This is a genomic window from Halomonas shantousis, assembly GCF_054654615.1.
In genome coordinates this window covers 2,090,128-2,105,048 of record NZ_BAAIER010000002.1, presented here as the reverse complement: position 1 = coordinate 2,105,048, position 14,921 = coordinate 2,090,128, and the positions used below count along the sequence as shown (strand labels likewise).

Genomic DNA, 14,921 nt, shown 5'->3' with positions numbered 1-14,921 from the left:
AAGGTGCAGCAAGGCACCACGAGGCCGTTCATGCCTGTCAGGCGGAGCAGCCTCATTCAAGACCCATCCAACGCTAGATAGAAGGGGAAAAACAATGACACACAACGCAAGGTCTCAAGCGACTCGTTTCGGCGCCTTGATGGCGGCAGTGGGCATGAGCCTCGGAGCTGGAGCCGTCCAGGCTCAGGACAAGGGAACGGTCAATCTGGCTTATGTCGAGTGGGCCTCCGAGGTCGCTTCGACCAATGTCGTGCGCGCCGTGCTGGAGCAGCAGGGGTACGACGTGGACATGTCCTCGCTGTCCGCTGCAGCCATGTGGCAGGCGGTGGCCTATGGTGATGCGGATGCCATCGTTGCCGCTTGGTTGCCTACTACGCACAAGGAGTATCTGGAGCGGGTCGAGGATCAGGTCGAGGACTTGGGCGCCAACCTGGATGGCACCAAGCTGGGACTGGTCGTTCCGGCTTATACCGATATCCAGTCCATTGACCAACTCGGTGACAAGGCCGATAGCATTAACGGCGAAATCATCGGAATCGATCCCGGCGCCGGCCTGATGGGGCTGACCGAGGACATGCTCGATGAGTACGGCCTCGAAGACGAAATCGATCTGCAGTCCGGCAGCGGTGCCACCATGACGGCAGCGCTGTCCAATGCCATCAAGAATCATGAAGACATCGTCGTGACCAGTTGGACACCGCACTGGATGTTCGCGCGCTGGGACCTCAAGTATCTCGACGATCCCAAGAACGTCTACGGCGGGGCCGAGCAGATCCACACCATCGCACGTGATGGGCTCAAGGATGACATGCCCCAGGCCTACTGCATCCTCGATAACTTCGAGTGGACTCCCGATCAGATGGGCGAGGTCATGCTCATGAATCAGGAAGAGGACTCCGATCCCTACGCCAATGCCAAACAGTGGGTAGAGAACCACGCCGACATCGTCGATCAGTGGACGCAGAACTGCGACGGCTGAGCATGAATGCCGGCAGTTAACGCAACGGCATAAGTGCGTATAAGTGCCATGAAAAGGCCCGATCATAAGATCGGGCCTTTTGCGTAGGTGTTTTTTTCTCAGCGTAGCTTTGCAGGGTTTTGCAGGTCTTTGCAGGCGTCGTTTCAGGGCGCCAGGCGGACCTTCAGCCAATCGCCGTCATGGCGCAGGTAACGCAGCCGATCATGCAAACGGCTCGGCTGACCCTGCCAGAATTCGAAGAGTGTGGGGCGAACACGATAGCCTCCCCAATGCGGCGGGCGGCGAATGTCCTGTCCATCGTAGACCTGCTCGAAGCGTTGCTTGCGCTCCTCGAGCCACTCGCGATCGGGTATTTCGACGCTCTGCTGCGAGATCCAGGCGCCCAGTTGGCTATCTCTCGGGCGGCTGCGGAAGTAGGCTTCAGACTCATCGGCATTGACCTGCTCGACGCTGCCCTCGATACGGACCTGGCGCTGCAGGGCCGGCCACCAGAATACCAGTGCCGCCTTGGGCACATTGGCCATTTCACTCCCCTTGTGGCTCTGGTAATTGGTGAAAAACACCAGACCCTGCTCGTCGAGGCCCTTGAGCAGCACGATGCGCGCGTGCGGATATCCCTGACTGTCGACGGTGGCCAGTGTCATGGCGTTAGCGTCACCTCCTTCGCGCGCGTGGGCTAGCTGGAACCACTGCTCGAATAGCGGCATGGGCGTATCGGGACTGGCGGAAGGATCGAGATGATCTCCCGAGTAATCGCGGCGGATATCGGCGATATCGCGGTTCATGGCATTCTCCTGGGCTTAAGCTCTGTCTGAAAAATGGACGAGCGATGATCAGACAGGGCAAAAATCAGCGAGCAAGCGGAGCTTGCCAGGGGCAAATGATCACGTGGGCTGATTTTTGATGCTGCATGAGTGAGCACAGGCATTTTTCAGACAGAGCGCAGGCCTTATCTTCGCAGTGGTTGTGTCATGGCTCAACCTCGATTATCGGGGAGCCGCCGGTGTGGTTCCAATCGGAGTCCGATAATCAGCGTCCGGTCCATCCGGTCTGCACCAGGAGCATGTAAAGTCCGGTACCGCAAACGATGGACAACAGCGCGTTGCGCCGCCAGAGATGAATGACCACAACCGTCACGGATGCCAGCAGTGTCGGCAGACCATTGGGAGCCAGGTTGATCAAGCCGTCCTGGAGCGGGCGGAAGTCGCGTAGCGCATAAAGGACGAGGATCAGCATGACGGCCGGCGGTAAATAACGCCCGAGATGCAGAATCAGGGGATGATCGGCGTGCCGCGAGAGAGCAATGAAGGGCAGAACGCGCGTGGCAAATGTCGCCAGAGCGCAGGCTACGATGAGTAGGATCAATTGCGAAAGGCTCATTCTCTGCTCCCGTGAGCTTGATGCGTCGTCATGCGGTAATGCGCTAGAAGCACCAGGCTGGTGGCACCGATGGCACCCAGCAGGAGATGGCGCTCCGGTAGCAGCATGATGGCGCCGAGGCCGCAGAGCAGCGCGACACCAAACGGCAGAAACTGTCTCAGGCGACTGGCCTGTTCGATGGTCAGCACGATGAAGAGCGCCGTCAGAGCGAACTCGATGCCTTGGCTGTCGAAGCTCAGCGTAGCGCCTGCCAGCGCTCCGACCACCGTACCCAGCACCCACCAGAGTTGATTGAGGGCACTGACCCGTAATGCCATGCGGTGATCCTCCTTGCGATGGCATTCACGGGTTCGCGGATAGGAAGTCAGCAGGGAGTAGGTTTCGTCGGTGAGGGAAAAGATCAGGTATAGCTTGCGCCATCCTGCATGCTTGAATCGCTCCAGCAGGGAGAGGCCATAGAAAAGATGGCGTGAATTGAGCATGAAGGTGGCGACGACGACCTCCAGCAGTCCCGCATGATTGGCCAGCAGGGTCACGGCCAGAAACTGTCCGGCCCCGGCATAGATAATGCACGACATCAGCAGGGCGGCCCACCAAGGGTAACCGAGCTGGCTGAAGAGGATACCGAATGCCGCACCCAGCGGCAGGTAGCCGAACATGACAGGCAGGGTGCGCGTGGCGGCATCGCGCCAGGAGATTGTCGGGACTGGTGAATAGGGCGCGTCGGACATTGTGTCGAATCGGTCAGGGTGGGTTGAGGCGGAAGCTACGGTAAACGCGCCAGCGTCGGCAAAGGGCGCTTTATCGTATCCTGGCATGCCATTATATAGCGAAGTGCTGATAAAGCGATTGGACTAGGGGAGAACGCGTGATGCAACGGCAGGCAACGACACGGAGGCGTATTCGGGTCTGGGACATTCCGGTGAGACTATTCCACTGGGGGCTGGTATTGGCGCTGGCTCTGCTGTGGTACACCGGCTCCACCGATGCCAGGTTGTTTGCCTTTCCCATGGAGTGGCATTCCCGGGCGGGCTATGTCGTGCTCGGGTTGGTGGTCTTTCGCTGGATGTGGGCCTTTGTCGGTAGCCGCCATGCCCGCTGGCGGAATCTGCTGGCATCTCCCGCCGCCGGCATGCGCTACGCCAGGGAGTTTCTGACAGGCAGGGCGCCGCGCTATGTCGGTCACAATCCCTTGGGGGGCTGGATGGTACTGGCCATGCTGGCATCGCTTACCTTGCAGGCCGTCACGGGGCTGTTCGCCTCGGATGATGTCTTTTTCGAGGGGCCTCTGGCGGGTGCGGTTTCCGGCGAGACGGCTGACACATTGATGTGGCTCCATCGGATCAACGTCAACGTACTGCTGTGGCTGGTGGCGTTTCATGTCGTTGCCGTCGTGCTGCATCGCTTCCAGGGCGAATCGCTCGTCATGGCGATGATCACCGGACGCAAGACCGTAGGCGATGAAGCGGTAGGGCTGGCCAGCGACAAGGTGCCTGCATGGCGGGCGTGGGGCGCTGCCGCCATTGCTGCGACCCTGGTCGTCTGGTTGGTTAACTGATCATGGGGCCGGCAACGCTGTCAGGAATCCCGTCATTTCATGCTCATGTTCTTTTCATTCTGTCTTGGGCTGTTGTCGGTGAGGGACTCCGGTCCCTATAGTGAACGATACGGCCTCGGCCAAGGGCGTGAGGTTACATCGTGGGTTTTCTCATGGAATGGCATGGAACCGTTCCCATCGACTTACAAGTACCATTTTCAGGAGAAATGCAATGTCGACGTCGATTCCCGTTCTGTGTGGCTCGATCATGGGCAAGCCGTTTTCGCTCAGCGCCAGGATCCATAATGCCGCCTATCAGGCACTAGGACTCGATTACACCTTCGTCTGTTTCGGCGTCGAGAACCCCGAGGCGGCGATCGAGGCAATGCGTACCTTGGGGATTCGAGGCTCCAACGTCTCCATGCCCTACAAGCAGGCGGTGATTCCCCATCTCGATGCCCTCGATCCGGCCGCCAAGGCGATCGGGGCCGTCAACACCATCAATAATATTGAAGGGCGGCTGACCGGTTACAACACCGACTATGTCGGGGCCGTGCGTGCGCTGCGTGAAGTCACCGACCCGGCGGGCAAGCGTCTCGCGGTCATCGGAGCAGGCGGCGCTGCACGGGCGGTGGCTTATGGCTTTCGAGAGCAGGGCGCCAGGGTGAGTGTCTTCAATCGCACCCAGAAGAAGGCCCGCGAGCTGGCCGAATCGCTGGGCGTGCATTATGGCGGCGGGCTAGAGCATTTCGATCCCGATGCTTTTGACGTGGTGGTGAATGCGACATCGGTCGGCTTTCGCGATGCCGGCGCCAGCCCGCTCGAAGGGCGCCTCGCGGCCCACCTCATCGTCATGGACGTTGCCTTCATTCCGACTCGCACCAGGTTGATTGCCGAGGCCGATGCGCTCGGTTGTACGACGGTTCCGGGAACGCGGATGATGATCCACCAGTCATGTGGCCAGGTCGAGCTCTACACCGGTGTCGATTCGGCCCCCTTCGAGGTCATGGAGAAGGCCATGTTCGACGAGATCGAGCGCCTCGGCCTCTGAAAGGGGACGAATAGCAAATTCACGAGGCGCTACAGCCGCAGAATGCACCGAGAGATGGAGGAGATGCATCGGGCCAGGTCGCCTGGCCCGATGGTCGGTGTCAGACGAAATCCGGTGTCAGCCAGCGCGGCACGGCCAGGATCAGTTGCGGATAGAAGATCAGCAGCACGATGACTGCCAGCATGACCGCCAGGTAGAGCAGCGTGGTACCTAAGGCCTTGAGCAGGGGAATGCCACCGATCTTGGCCGAAATCATCAGACACAGCCCGTAGGGAGGCGTGATCAGCCCCAGCCCCAGTGCCATGACACTGATCACACCGAACTGCACGGGATGTACCCCGGCCTGCATCGCCAAGGGCTGGAAGATCGGGGCCAGAATGGCCATGGCCGGTAGCGAGTCCATGAAGGTGCCGATCAGCAGCATGACGCCCGTCATGATGACCAGCAGCACGACAGGGTCGGTGATGTTGACGCCGGCCATCAGCTTGGGCGGGATCTGGTAGAAGCTGATCAGATAGCCGAAGATTGCGGCACCGACCAGGCTGAACAACGACAGCGAGCAGAGTCGTACGGTGCTGGTCGAGGCCTCCAGCACATGCCTGACGGTCAGCTCGCGGTAGACGAAGAAGCCTAGCGCCATGGCATAGAGCACGGCAATGACGGCCGCCTCGGTGGGCGTGACCAGCCCCAGCGTAATGCCGCCGATGATGACGATGGGAATGCCGGCCGCCAGCAGCCCGTCCTTTCCCGAACTCATCAGTTGAGAAAAGGTCGCCCGCTTGCGCACGGGAACGTCATAGCGACGTACATAGAGCATGTTGAGCAGCAACTGGGCGATGCCGATCATTACCCCCGGCACGATACCGCCGAGAAACAGCCCGGCAATCGAGGTGTTGGTCAGCGCACCCCAGACGATCATGTTGATCGATGGCGGAATGATGATGCCCATGACCGATGAGGCGGCGGTGACGGCGACCGCAAAGTGGACCGGATAGCCCTCGCGTTTCATCGCCGGGATCAATACCGTGCCCACGCCGGCACTGTCTGCCGTGGAGGAGCCGGAGACACCGGCGAAGAGCATGCTGACCATGACGTTGACGTGGGCCAGTGCGCCTTTCACATGTCCCACCAGACGCATGCACAGGGTGATCAGGCGATCGGTGATATGCGCGGCGTTCATCAGGTTGCCGGCGAGCAGAAACAGTGGCACCGCCAACAGCACGAAGGAGTCCATGCCGTTATACATGCGCTGGAACATGATCCAGAAGGTCAGGCGCGGATCGAGCAGAATGACGCCGAAGGCGGTCAGCACCAGCGACATGGCGATGGGCACGCCGGCGACGATCAGTACCCCCAGCAGCCCGAACAGCAGCCAGGGCAGAATGAAAATCCAGTCCATCGGCATCATGGTGTCGGCCCTCGTTCGATGGTATCGAGCCGCGCCTGATCGACGTGAGCGACTTCGTCGAGCTCGTTGGGCGTGTTGAGTGCCGATTCCATGGCATTCATGCCGTACAGGGCGGTATGCAACAGGCGCTCGAGACTGTAGAGCAGGATGAAGATGCCGCTGACGGTAAAGGCCGAGTAGACGTAGATCATCGGCAGCCCCGAAGCCGTCGCCTTGCGGCGCAGTCCGGAGAGCGCGAAGTCCTTGCCGTAGTAGATGAAGATCGCACCTACCGCCAGGCAGGCCAGATCGCGGAGCAGCCGTGTCGCCATGTCCGCACGCGTGCCGCGCGGAAAGGCCTCGAGCACGAAGTGGTCGGCATGGTAGACCCCGATCGCGGTACCCAGCATGATCAGCCACTGAAAGGCAAAGCGGCTGAACTCCTCGGTCCAGTAGAGACGTGGCAGCAGAGGCAGATTACGGCTGACGATCTGGTAAATGACCAGCAGGATGAAGCCCAGCAACAATGCCAGCAGAAGGAGGTTGAGCAGACGCTCCAGCCCCCGATTGAGCCGCGACAGGCCGTGCAGGAGAGAGGCCATGGCGTTCTCCTCATGATGATGGAAGTAAGTGTCGGCCGGACGTCATGCCGACGCCCGGCCTGCGGCTCAGGACTGGCCTGCGTTGATGATCTTCTGATACAGCTCGCTCAGGCCCATGTCGTCGATGACCTTCTGCAGCGGTTCGGCAACGATCTCCTGCATGCGCTCACGATCCATCGGATAGAGGGTGGCGCCTTGCTGCTCGAGCGTCTCGAGGGCGGCAGCGTCCTGCTCCAGCTGTACGTTACGCGCGTATTTGGCCGCTTCCTGGGCTGCTTCCATCACCGCCTGGCGTTGATCGTCATCGAGCTGCTCCCAGCTCATTTGCGACATGGTCAACAGACGCACGGTGATGTCGTGCTGCGACAGGCCGATATGCGGGGCGACCTCGTGAAAGCGCATGCGCAGGATCCATTCGGCTTCGTTGAGCAGGCCATCGATGGCGCCCAGCTGCAGGCCGGTGTAGATCTCCTTCCAGGCCATGACGGTGGGCTCGGCACCCAAGGCCGACCAGGCGGCGATCAGCGGCTCGGTGGGGTTGGTGCGCAGTTTCATGCCCTTGAGGTCATCCAGGCTTTCGAGCGGACGGGTGCTGACGACCTGGCGCTTGCCGCCACCGAAGAAGGCCAGCACCTTGACGCCGGTCTCGTCTTCGATCCGGTCGGCGATTTCGCGACCCACGTCGCCATCCAGCACGGCTTGCCAGTGATCGACGTCACGGTACATGAAGGGGATCGAGAAGACGTTGGCGGTATGCGAGAAATCGGTGATCAGCCCGGGATTGACGATCGACATGTCCAGTGCCCCGGCCATCTGCTGCTCGAACATCTCGGTTTCGTGACCCAGTACCGAGTTGCCCATGATGGTCACGTCGATATCGCCGTCGCTCTTCTCGGCGACCAGCTCCTTGAACTTCTCGGCGCCCAGTTGATAGGCAGTGTCCTCGGTGCCGCCATGACCGAAGCGCAGGTCGACGGCCTGAGCGGCCCCTGACAGGCCGAGGCTCACGGCCAGCACGGTACCGGTGAAGAGAGTCTTGACAAAGTCGTTGGCTTTGGGGTGGGCGTCTGGAGCGATCCATCGATGAGTCATGAGTGCACCTCGTTGTTGTTGTCTGCGAGTGACGCAGATCAGCTTTCGAATGTAGCGAGTGGCTTGGCGTGATGAGGCACGTCAGAGGGCGTGGCGCCGCAGGACTGGCGTACCTTGAGTCGAGGCGACAATACGACTTGCTCCCGCGCCCCGTCGGGATTGGCGATACGGCGAAGGGCCAGGCGTGCGGCCTCCTCGCCGATGGCATAGGGATGCGTGGCGACGCTGGTCAATGCCGGGTCGCTGAGTTCGGTTTCCTCGACGTCATCGGTACCGATCACCGCACAGTCGATGCCGGGCATGAGACCCATGCGCTTGAGGCCGAGCATGGCGCCAAAGGCCATCAGATCGTTGTGGCAGATCACTGCGGTAGGCGGTGTGGACTCGACCATCAATGTCTGAATGGCCTCGAAGCCGGCCTGGCGGGTCAGTCCGGTACGAAGCCGTCGGGTCTGCTCCAGGCCGTGACGGGCCATGGCAGCGAAATAGCCGCGCCAGCGTGCCTGAGTGGCGGAATGCTCGGCCAGGCCGCCGATGAAAGCGATATGCCGATGTCCCAAGGCCACGAGATGATCCACGGCCTGATGCATGCCCTGTTCGAAGTCGGTACCCGCATAGTCGAAGGGCGGCCGACCGACGTGACGCAGCACCTGGACGCAGGGCAGTTTCCATTCCCGCAGGGTGTCGATCAGTTGGGGATCGGTGTTTTCGGCAGGGCACAGCAGGATACCGTCGACTCGGTGTTCGCGCATGCGCTCCAGGAAGCGCTGCTGGCGCGCTGGCGAGTCTTCGCTGTTGGCCAGAAACGACACGTAGCCCTGGTGGTTCAGTGCGGCATCGATACCGGCCACCATGGCACCGAAGAAAGGATTGGCGATGTCATACACCACGACGCCCAGCGTGTGGGTGCGACTACCGCGCAACGCCGCGGCACCGCGGTTGTAGACGTAGCCCAGCGTCTTGATCGATGCCCGTACCCTCTCCCGGGTGCGTTCGGCGACCAGCGGGCTCTCGCGCAGTACCAGCGACACTGTCGAACGTGACACGCCGGCATGCGCGGCGATGTCCTGCAGCGTCACATTGCCTTCGGGCCGGGCAGGAGGCTGCGGGGCATCGGCCGGAACGTTGTCATTGTCTTGGACCATGCGAGCTCCGCTTTACCGAGAGAGTGTTTTTGGATGGGTCTAAATTTGGATGGGTCTAAATCTAGGCGATACCGGGGTAAGGAACCAATGCCCCTTTGGTGGAATGGGCTTTAGTCGTGCAAGCGGAGCGGAAGCGCTATCCATGGAAAAAGAATCGGCTGACGTCCATGAGGCGTCAGCCGGCGAGGCGTGAAAATGGAAAGCAGGCGGGGCCTGGCGCTAGCGGCGTTCCCAGACCTCGGTGTTGACCAGACTGAGCGGACGCTCGCCATCGAGGGCCCGCGTGATATTGTCCACGGCTCGCTGAGCCATGGCGGTGCGCGTTTCGTGGGTTGCCGAGCCGATGTGCGGCAGTGCCACGACATTGCTCATCTGCACAAGCGGCGAGCCGGCGGGCAGGGGCTCCTTCTCGAAGACGTCGAGCCCGGCACCGTGAATCTGTCCCTCTTGAAGAGCTCCTATCATCGCGGCTTCGTCGACCACCTTGCCGCGAGCGATATTGATGAAAATGGCGCTTTTCTTCATGCGCGCAAACTGTTCGGCGCCGAAGAGATGCGTGGTCTCGGCGGTCAGCGGCACGGTCACGCAAACGAAATCCGCCTGTTCGAGAAGCGTGTCCAGTTCGCAGTGCCGCGCGCCGAGCTCGGCTTCGAGGGCCGGCTTGGGAGAGGCATTGGCATACAGTACCTGCATGTTGAAGCCCAGCGCGCCGCGCCGCGCCACGGCGGCACCGATGCGACCGAAACCGACCATGCCGAGTGTCTTGCCGTGGACGTCGCAGCCGAACTGCGCCTCGCCGATGCTCTCCTGCCAGTCGCCTCGCTTGACGAATTCGGCCAGTTCCACCACTCGGCGTGCAGTCGCCATGATCAGCGAGAAGCCGGTGTCGGCAGTGGTTTCGGTCAGCACGTCCGGTGTATTGCAGAGCAGAATGTTGCGACGGGACAGCTCATCGAGGGGGTAGTTGTCATAGCCCACCGAAATGCTGGCGATGGCCTCCAGGTGGGGGGCCTGGTCGAGCAGTTCGGGGGTGATTTTCAGACTGGCACCGACCAGGCCGTGGGCCTCGGCCAATGCCTCGCGAAATCCCGGGTCGTCCGCGCTGTTGAGCGACGGGAAATAGTCGACGTGGAATCGCTCGCGCAGCTGAGCCAGTTGCTGTTCGTTCAGGCGGCGAAAGGCGACGATGCGTTTTGGCATGACAGATGCTCCCTGGGTGATTGTCTCGATCGGGGGTCGTCTCAATCGAGGATGGGCAGGCCGGCTTCGAGTTCGGTCAGGCGCTCACGACTGGGCAAGCCCTCCATATCGCCTATCACCTGCACCGCCTGGGCGCCGATCAGATTGCCGCGGCGTACCGCGGCACGTGGCGTGAGACCATCGAGCATGGCGCTGACCACGCCGACGGCAAAGCCGTCGCCGGCACCGACGGTGTCGATGATCTTGTCGACCTTGAATCCTTCCACGGTGAAATCTTGCTCCTGAGATCGATAATAGCTGCCTTCCGGACCCAGCTTGATGATTACCGCCTGGGCCCCCCGGTCGAGATAGAAGCCCGCGATGTCATGCGCCGTGTCCAGGCCGGTCAGGCGGCGTCCTTCGGCGAGCCCGGGGAGAACCCAATCGGCCTTGGCGGCCAGATCATTGAGGGTTGCGCACATTTCGCGCTCGCTCTTCCACAGACTGGGGCGCAGGTTGGGATCGAAGGAGACGCTGGTGCCGGCTTCGCGTGCACGGTCTAGCATGTGGAACGACAATTCGCGCGCACTGGCCGATAACGCCGGAGGAATACCGGTGGCATGGAGATGCCGGGCCGAGGAGAAGTCGACTTGGGCGGCATCTGCTACGCCGAGGTGGCTGGCGGCACTGCCACGCCGGACGTATTCCACGTGAGGATCTTCACCACGTTCGGCCCGCTCCTTGAAGACAAGACCGGTGGAGTGCTCGGTGTCGTGCTGCAAGTACCGGCAGTCGAGCCCCTCGGACTCGAGCGTGCGTTGGATATAGGTCCCGAAGCTGTCGGCACCGACCCGGCTCAGCCAGCCGACATGAAACCCCAGACGGGCCAGGCCGATGGCGACGTTGGTGTCGGCGCCGGCAATGCGCCGATGGAACAGGTCGACGCTGGCCAGTTCACCGGGCTGCTCGGCGATGAACATCGTCATGGCTTCGCCGAACGTGAGAATCTCCGGCGCGGTCGTTCGGGGCGTGGGGGAGGCGGGGGATGTCATGCGAATATTCTCCTGATGATGTCGGGGGTCATAGCGTGGCCAGCCGGTCCAGTTCCCGCCGCGTCAGCGCCGCGGAATCGGGGGCCTGCAGGGGATACTCGATGGCACGCGGTACGCCGGCGGGAAAGCGTGCCATCAGCGCGCGCCAGGCATCGAGTTCGTTTTCGCTCGGGATGCAGGCATGAAGTTGCCCCTGACGAGCCTCGATACCCTTGCAATGGACGTAGCGCACATGCCTTCCCAACCGACGTGCCGCGTCGTCGACATCGCTGTCGGTCCAACGCCAGTTGCCGATGTCGAAGGTCATGAAAAGCGGGCATTCGGCCCGCTCGGCATCGGCAAGAAACGCGCTTAGGGGTTCAGGCGTGCCGCCATCCCGGGTCTGGTCATTCTCGACCATCACCACGGGAGTATGCGAGGCCAGCAGGAGCTTCCTCAGGCGGCTCCAGGCCGTTTCCGGGCCAGTCGTGTACTGTCCCAGCGAGAATTTGACAGCCACGGCCCCCAGGGCTGCAGCTTCGTTCAGGCGAGTCGTCACGTCCGGCAAGCAGGCGTCGTTGTGCCATAGCGCGTCGGCGGCCGAATAGACCACCGCCAGGTTGTGTCGCGCACAATCCTTGCCCAATGCCGCAAAATCCACGAAACCTTCAGGCAGCAGTTCACGGCGTATCTCGACGCCGTCGGCACCGGCGGCGACCAGCCAGGGCAATACACCCCTCTGCCCGTGGCGTGCCACCTGCTCATGACCATAGGCCGAAGTGGCGACTAGCAGGGGAGGACGGTCACGGTGTCGGCTCTGGAAAATATGTCCTGGGAACGTTCCCCTCGTATCGCGCATAGTGGGTTCCTGACGGTATGTGGTAAGCATCAGCGGCGTGTCGAGCCGCGAGAAATCAGATGGCCTGCGTATACGGTGCGTTTGGGAGGCTCGTCGCGGAGAGGGTTTTTCCGCCGATGCATCAGGCTATCGATCGCTGCATGGCCGATGGCATCGGTAGGCTGGGCCAGAGTGGTGATGCCCGGGCCGGCCAGGGCGCACCAGTCGAGTTCATCGATACCCATCAGGCCGGTCTGGCCGAGAGGGACACCAAGCGCTTGAAGGGCATGGGCAACGGCCAGCGTAACGTTGCCGTTGGCGCAGAGGATGGCATGCGCGGCGCCCGATGGGCCGGCAAGAAGCGTCTCGAGTGCATTGCGCAGTGTCTGGCTGCCAGCGGTAATGTCCTGACACACGACACTGCCCGATGCGTCGTCTAGCTCCTGCAGGCGTTGTTGAAAGCGTTCCAGGCGTGTCTGGCGCGAGCTGGCCATTTCGGGAGGCTCGCTGACATAGATCAGCTTGTCGTATCCCTGCGCGAGCAGATGGTCGATGGCCATATCGATGGCGTGAACGTTGTCGAGTCCGACCACGTCCGCCTCGAAATCGCTCAGGCTGCGATCGAGCAGCACGATCGGCGTGCCCTGTTCGGCCAGGGTCTTGAGTTCGGTACTGGGTCGTCCGGCGGCATTGATGATCAGGCCTTCCACCCGGTAGGAGGCGAGCAGGGCCAGATGATCACGTTCCTGGGCTGGATCGTTGTCGGTATTGCAGACCAGAAGCGAGAAACCTTGGGCACGACAAGCCTGCTCGACAGCATGCAGTACCTCCACCGAGAACGGGTTGCGAATATCCGCGACCAGCATGCCAAGCAGTCTCGAGCGCCCGCCCTTGAGGCCACGTGCCATCAGGTTAGGGCGATAGCTCAGCCGCCTGATCGAGGCGGCAATGCGCGCTTGCATATCCGCTGACAGTCGATGCTGCTCGCCGCCCAGATAGCGCGATACGCTGGTCTTGGAAACGCCGGCATCGCGGGCGACCTCGATGATGGTGGAGCGTGGCGTGGCATTGCTTGATGTCGATGGCACGATATCTTCCGTCGGAGGCATGGCGATGGAACCGTTCCCACACTAGCCTTCGAGAAGAGCCGAGACAATGCACCGAAAGTCGTGAAAAGGGCTGCCAACCCATGCGGCGAGTGCCGCCAGCATGGATTGGCAATTCGCGTGAGGATTACTGTCGAAGCTGTCGGCTTCTCCAGCGTGCAAAGCTCATCGAGGCTACAAACAGCAGCAGCGAGGCAGCTATCTCGAGCAAGCCGAGCCAGGTCTTGTCGGGAAGTGTGGCGATCATGGTGCCCTGCATGAAGTAGAGCAGACTGACGAACGCCAGCCAGGCATGACCTCGCGGGCGTTGGGTCATGATCGAGGGCAAAAACAGCAGCAGCGGCAGTACCCGCACCAGTACCGGTGCCAGGCCGGACTGGCCGCTCTGATAAAGTTGCAGGCCGCCCAGCAGGAGCAGAACGATCAATGCAGCGAACCCGGCCCATACGCCCTGGCGCGCTCGCCGGGTCACCGTATCCAGGCCGTAGGTACGCTCCAGACGATCAAATAACTGACGCATCAGGACTCCTCATGCAGGGGCGCCAGGGCCAAGGCAAGCTGGGCGAGTCGCCGCCCCTGTGCCTGGGCCAGGATACGCTCATCTTCGCTGACGACATGTTCACCGCGCGCGCCCGCTACATGGCTGGTGCCGTAGGGAGTCCCGCCGCTCTGCGTGGAAAGCAGCGTAGTTTCGCTGTAGGGAATCCCGGCATAGACCATGCCGTGATGCAGCAGTGGCACCAGCATGGTGAGAAGCGTGCTTTCCTGACCGCCGTGCAGGCTGGCGGTCGAGGTAAAGGCAGTCGCGGGCTTGTCGATCAATGCGCCGTTCATCCACAAGGCGCTGGTCGTGTCCAGAAAGTACTTGAGCGGTGCCGCCATGTTGCCGAAGCGGGTGGGGCTCCCCAGGGCCAGGCCAGCGCATCCGCGCAGATCTTCCTGGTCGACATAGATGGCGCCTTCCTCGGGAATGCTGGGAGCTACGGCTTCGCAGGTCGGCGAGACCTCCGGTACGGTGCGCAGGCGTACACTCATTCCGGCAACGCTTTCGGCGCCTGCGGTGATCTGTTCGGCCAGGGTGCGAGTCGCGCCGTGTCGAGAGTAATACAGCACGAGTATGTAAGGTAGCGTATTGGCTGGCGGCGGCATGTCGGTTCCTTTTACCGGTGAGAGGGCAGTACGTACTGCGCGCCTTACTCGAGTAAGGCAAGAATGGCTTCAGGCGGACGTCCGATAACAGCCCGGTCGCCCCGGTCCAGAATGGGGCGTTGCATCAGACGGGGATTATCTGCGATGGCATGCAGGCGCTGTGCCTCGCTGGGGGAGTCGATGCCGAGCGTCTTCCAGTCGCTTTCATTGGTTCGCAACAGTTCGGTGCTGTCGCCATCCAGGCGTGCCGCCAACTCCCGAAGCGCCTTTTCATCGAGGGGGTCGTCCAGATAGCGGTGAAGCCGGAATTCCACGCCGCTAGCTTCCAGCAGGGCCAGGGCCTCCCGCGACTTGGAGCAGCGGGGGTTGTGATACATTATAAATTCAGCCATGCCCAACTCCGGTCGATTGAATTCGATAAATCAAGCGATTAAGTATTGTAGAG

17 protein-coding genes are annotated in these 14,921 nt (G+C 61.5%); 3 read left to right on the top strand and 14 right to left on the bottom strand.

The genetic code is table 11. The features are described from left to right. The first annotated feature begins 94 nt into the window (after positions 1-94). Positions 95-979, top strand: a complete 885-nt coding sequence (locus tag ACYQ12_RS10090; protein WP_459870988.1) for a glycine betaine ABC transporter substrate-binding protein — start codon at positions 95-97, stop codon at positions 977-979. Positions 980-1,122: 143 nt separating this feature from the next. Here the strand turns inward: ACYQ12_RS10090 and pdxH are convergent, their stop codons facing one another. The 3 genes from pdxH to ACYQ12_RS10075 all read right to left on the bottom strand — a co-directional run bounded on the left by pdxH (position 1,123) and on the right by ACYQ12_RS10075 (position 3,090). After that, a complete protein-coding gene (pdxH, locus tag ACYQ12_RS10085) occupies positions 1,123-1,764 on the bottom strand; it encodes a pyridoxamine 5'-phosphate oxidase (RefSeq protein ID WP_459870985.1) in 642 nt (213 codons plus the stop codon). Between the two features lie 244 nt (positions 1,765-2,008). After that, entirely contained in the window at positions 2,009-2,359 is a 351-nt protein-coding gene (locus tag ACYQ12_RS10080; protein ID WP_459870982.1) for a branched-chain amino acid transporter permease, read from the bottom strand. Continuing rightward, entirely contained in the window at positions 2,356-3,090 is a 735-nt protein-coding gene (locus ACYQ12_RS10075) for an AzlC family ABC transporter permease (protein WP_459870979.1), read from the bottom strand. Before ACYQ12_RS10075 ends, ACYQ12_RS10080 begins: the two co-directional genes overlap by 4 nt. A gap of 140 nt (positions 3,091-3,230) precedes the next feature. Here ACYQ12_RS10075 and ACYQ12_RS10070 point away from each other — a divergent pair, with 140 nt between their 5' ends. Continuing rightward, complete coding sequence (locus tag ACYQ12_RS10070; protein ID WP_459870976.1) at positions 3,231-3,917, top strand: cytochrome b/b6 domain-containing protein; 687 nt, start codon at positions 3,231-3,233, stop codon at positions 3,915-3,917. A 211-nt stretch (positions 3,918-4,128) separates the two neighbouring features. Continuing rightward, entirely contained in the window at positions 4,129-4,947 is an 819-nt protein-coding gene (aroE, locus tag ACYQ12_RS10065) for a shikimate dehydrogenase (protein WP_459870973.1), read from the top strand. 100 nt (positions 4,948-5,047) lie between these two features. Here aroE and ACYQ12_RS10060 read toward each other — a convergent pair whose 3' ends face one another. The 11 genes from ACYQ12_RS10060 to arsC all read right to left on the bottom strand — a co-directional run bounded on the left by ACYQ12_RS10060 (position 5,048) and on the right by arsC (position 14,868). Further along, positions 5,048-6,355, bottom strand: coding sequence for a TRAP transporter large permease (locus ACYQ12_RS10060; RefSeq protein ID WP_459870970.1), 1,308 nt, complete (start codon positions 6,353-6,355; stop codon positions 5,048-5,050). Further along, complete coding sequence (locus ACYQ12_RS10055; protein ID WP_459870968.1) at positions 6,352-6,936, bottom strand: TRAP transporter small permease; 585 nt, start codon at positions 6,934-6,936, stop codon at positions 6,352-6,354. The genes ACYQ12_RS10060 and ACYQ12_RS10055 overlap by 4 nt, the downstream gene beginning before the upstream one ends. Positions 6,937-7,002: 66 nt before the next feature. Further along, a complete protein-coding gene (locus tag ACYQ12_RS10050) occupies positions 7,003-8,028 on the bottom strand; it encodes a TRAP transporter substrate-binding protein (protein WP_459870965.1) in 1,026 nt (341 codons plus the stop codon). Positions 8,029-8,066: 38 nt separating this feature from the next. Then, complete coding sequence (locus ACYQ12_RS10045; RefSeq protein WP_459870962.1) at positions 8,067-9,173, bottom strand: LacI family DNA-binding transcriptional regulator; 1,107 nt, start codon at positions 9,171-9,173, stop codon at positions 8,067-8,069. 219 nt (positions 9,174-9,392) lie between these two features. Continuing rightward, positions 9,393-10,373 carry a 2-hydroxyacid dehydrogenase gene (locus ACYQ12_RS10040; RefSeq protein WP_459870959.1) on the bottom strand — a complete coding sequence of 327 codons (981 nt, stop codon included), beginning with the start codon at positions 10,371-10,373 and terminating at the stop codon, positions 9,393-9,395. A 41-nt stretch (positions 10,374-10,414) separates the two neighbouring features. Continuing rightward, positions 10,415-11,404 carry a sugar kinase gene (locus ACYQ12_RS10035; protein WP_459870956.1) on the bottom strand — a complete coding sequence of 330 codons (990 nt, stop codon included), beginning with the start codon at positions 11,402-11,404 and terminating at the stop codon, positions 10,415-10,417. 28 nt (positions 11,405-11,432) lie between these two features. Next, positions 11,433-12,242 (bottom strand): sugar phosphate isomerase/epimerase family protein, encoded by an 810-nt coding sequence (locus tag ACYQ12_RS10030; protein ID WP_459870953.1) that lies wholly within the window; start codon positions 12,240-12,242, stop codon positions 11,433-11,435. Positions 12,243-12,271: 29 nt separating this feature from the next. Further along, positions 12,272-13,330 (bottom strand): LacI family DNA-binding transcriptional regulator, encoded by a 1,059-nt coding sequence (locus ACYQ12_RS10025; RefSeq protein ID WP_459870951.1) that lies wholly within the window; start codon positions 13,328-13,330, stop codon positions 12,272-12,274. Between the two features lie 124 nt (positions 13,331-13,454). Further along, on the bottom strand, positions 13,455-13,847 hold the full coding sequence (locus ACYQ12_RS10020; RefSeq protein WP_459870948.1) for a DUF2069 domain-containing protein: 393 nt from the start codon (positions 13,845-13,847) through the stop codon (positions 13,455-13,457). Continuing rightward, a complete protein-coding gene (gene wrbA / locus ACYQ12_RS10015; protein WP_459870945.1) occupies positions 13,847-14,476 on the bottom strand; it encodes an NAD(P)H:quinone oxidoreductase in 630 nt (209 codons plus the stop codon). The genes ACYQ12_RS10020 and wrbA overlap by 1 nt, the downstream gene beginning before the upstream one ends. A 44-nt stretch (positions 14,477-14,520) precedes the next feature. Then, entirely contained in the window at positions 14,521-14,868 is a 348-nt protein-coding gene (gene arsC / locus ACYQ12_RS10010) for an arsenate reductase (glutaredoxin) (RefSeq protein WP_459870943.1), read from the bottom strand. Between the last annotated feature and the right edge of the window lie 53 nt (positions 14,869-14,921).

Coding starts and splice junctions, on each gene's coding strand:
- ACYQ12_RS10090 (WP_459870988.1), top strand. CDS start 95: ATGACACACAACGCAAGGTCTCAAGCGACTCGTTTCGGCGCCTTGATG.
- pdxH (WP_459870985.1), bottom strand. CDS start 1,764: ATGAACCGCGATATCGCCGATATCCGCCGCGATTACTCGGGAGATCAT.
- ACYQ12_RS10080 (WP_459870982.1), bottom strand. CDS start 2,359: ATGAGCCTTTCGCAATTGATCCTACTCATCGTAGCCTGCGCTCTGGCG.
- ACYQ12_RS10075 (WP_459870979.1), bottom strand. CDS start 3,090: ATGTCCGACGCGCCCTATTCACCAGTCCCGACAATCTCCTGGCGCGAT.
- ACYQ12_RS10070 (WP_459870976.1), top strand. CDS start 3,231: ATGCAACGGCAGGCAACGACACGGAGGCGTATTCGGGTCTGGGACATT.
- aroE (WP_459870973.1), top strand. CDS start 4,129: ATGTCGACGTCGATTCCCGTTCTGTGTGGCTCGATCATGGGCAAGCCG.
- ACYQ12_RS10060 (WP_459870970.1), bottom strand. CDS start 6,355: ATGATGCCGATGGACTGGATTTTCATTCTGCCCTGGCTGCTGTTCGGG.
- ACYQ12_RS10055 (WP_459870968.1), bottom strand. CDS start 6,936: ATGGCCTCTCTCCTGCACGGCCTGTCGCGGCTCAATCGGGGGCTGGAG.
- ACYQ12_RS10050 (WP_459870965.1), bottom strand. CDS start 8,028: ATGACTCATCGATGGATCGCTCCAGACGCCCACCCCAAAGCCAACGAC.
- ACYQ12_RS10045 (WP_459870962.1), bottom strand. CDS start 9,173: ATGGTCCAAGACAATGACAACGTTCCGGCCGATGCCCCGCAGCCTCCT.
- ACYQ12_RS10040 (WP_459870959.1), bottom strand. CDS start 10,373: ATGCCAAAACGCATCGTCGCCTTTCGCCGCCTGAACGAACAGCAACTG.
- ACYQ12_RS10035 (WP_459870956.1), bottom strand. CDS start 11,404: ATGACATCCCCCGCCTCCCCCACGCCCCGAACGACCGCGCCGGAGATT.
- ACYQ12_RS10030 (WP_459870953.1), bottom strand. CDS start 12,242: ATGCGCGATACGAGGGGAACGTTCCCAGGACATATTTTCCAGAGCCGA.
- ACYQ12_RS10025 (WP_459870951.1), bottom strand. CDS start 13,330: ATGCCTCCGACGGAAGATATCGTGCCATCGACATCAAGCAATGCCACG.
- ACYQ12_RS10020 (WP_459870948.1), bottom strand. CDS start 13,847: ATGCGTCAGTTATTTGATCGTCTGGAGCGTACCTACGGCCTGGATACG.
- wrbA (WP_459870945.1), bottom strand. CDS start 14,476: ATGCCGCCGCCAGCCAATACGCTACCTTACATACTCGTGCTGTATTAC.
- arsC (WP_459870943.1), bottom strand. CDS start 14,868: ATGGCTGAATTTATAATGTATCACAACCCCCGCTGCTCCAAGTCGCGG.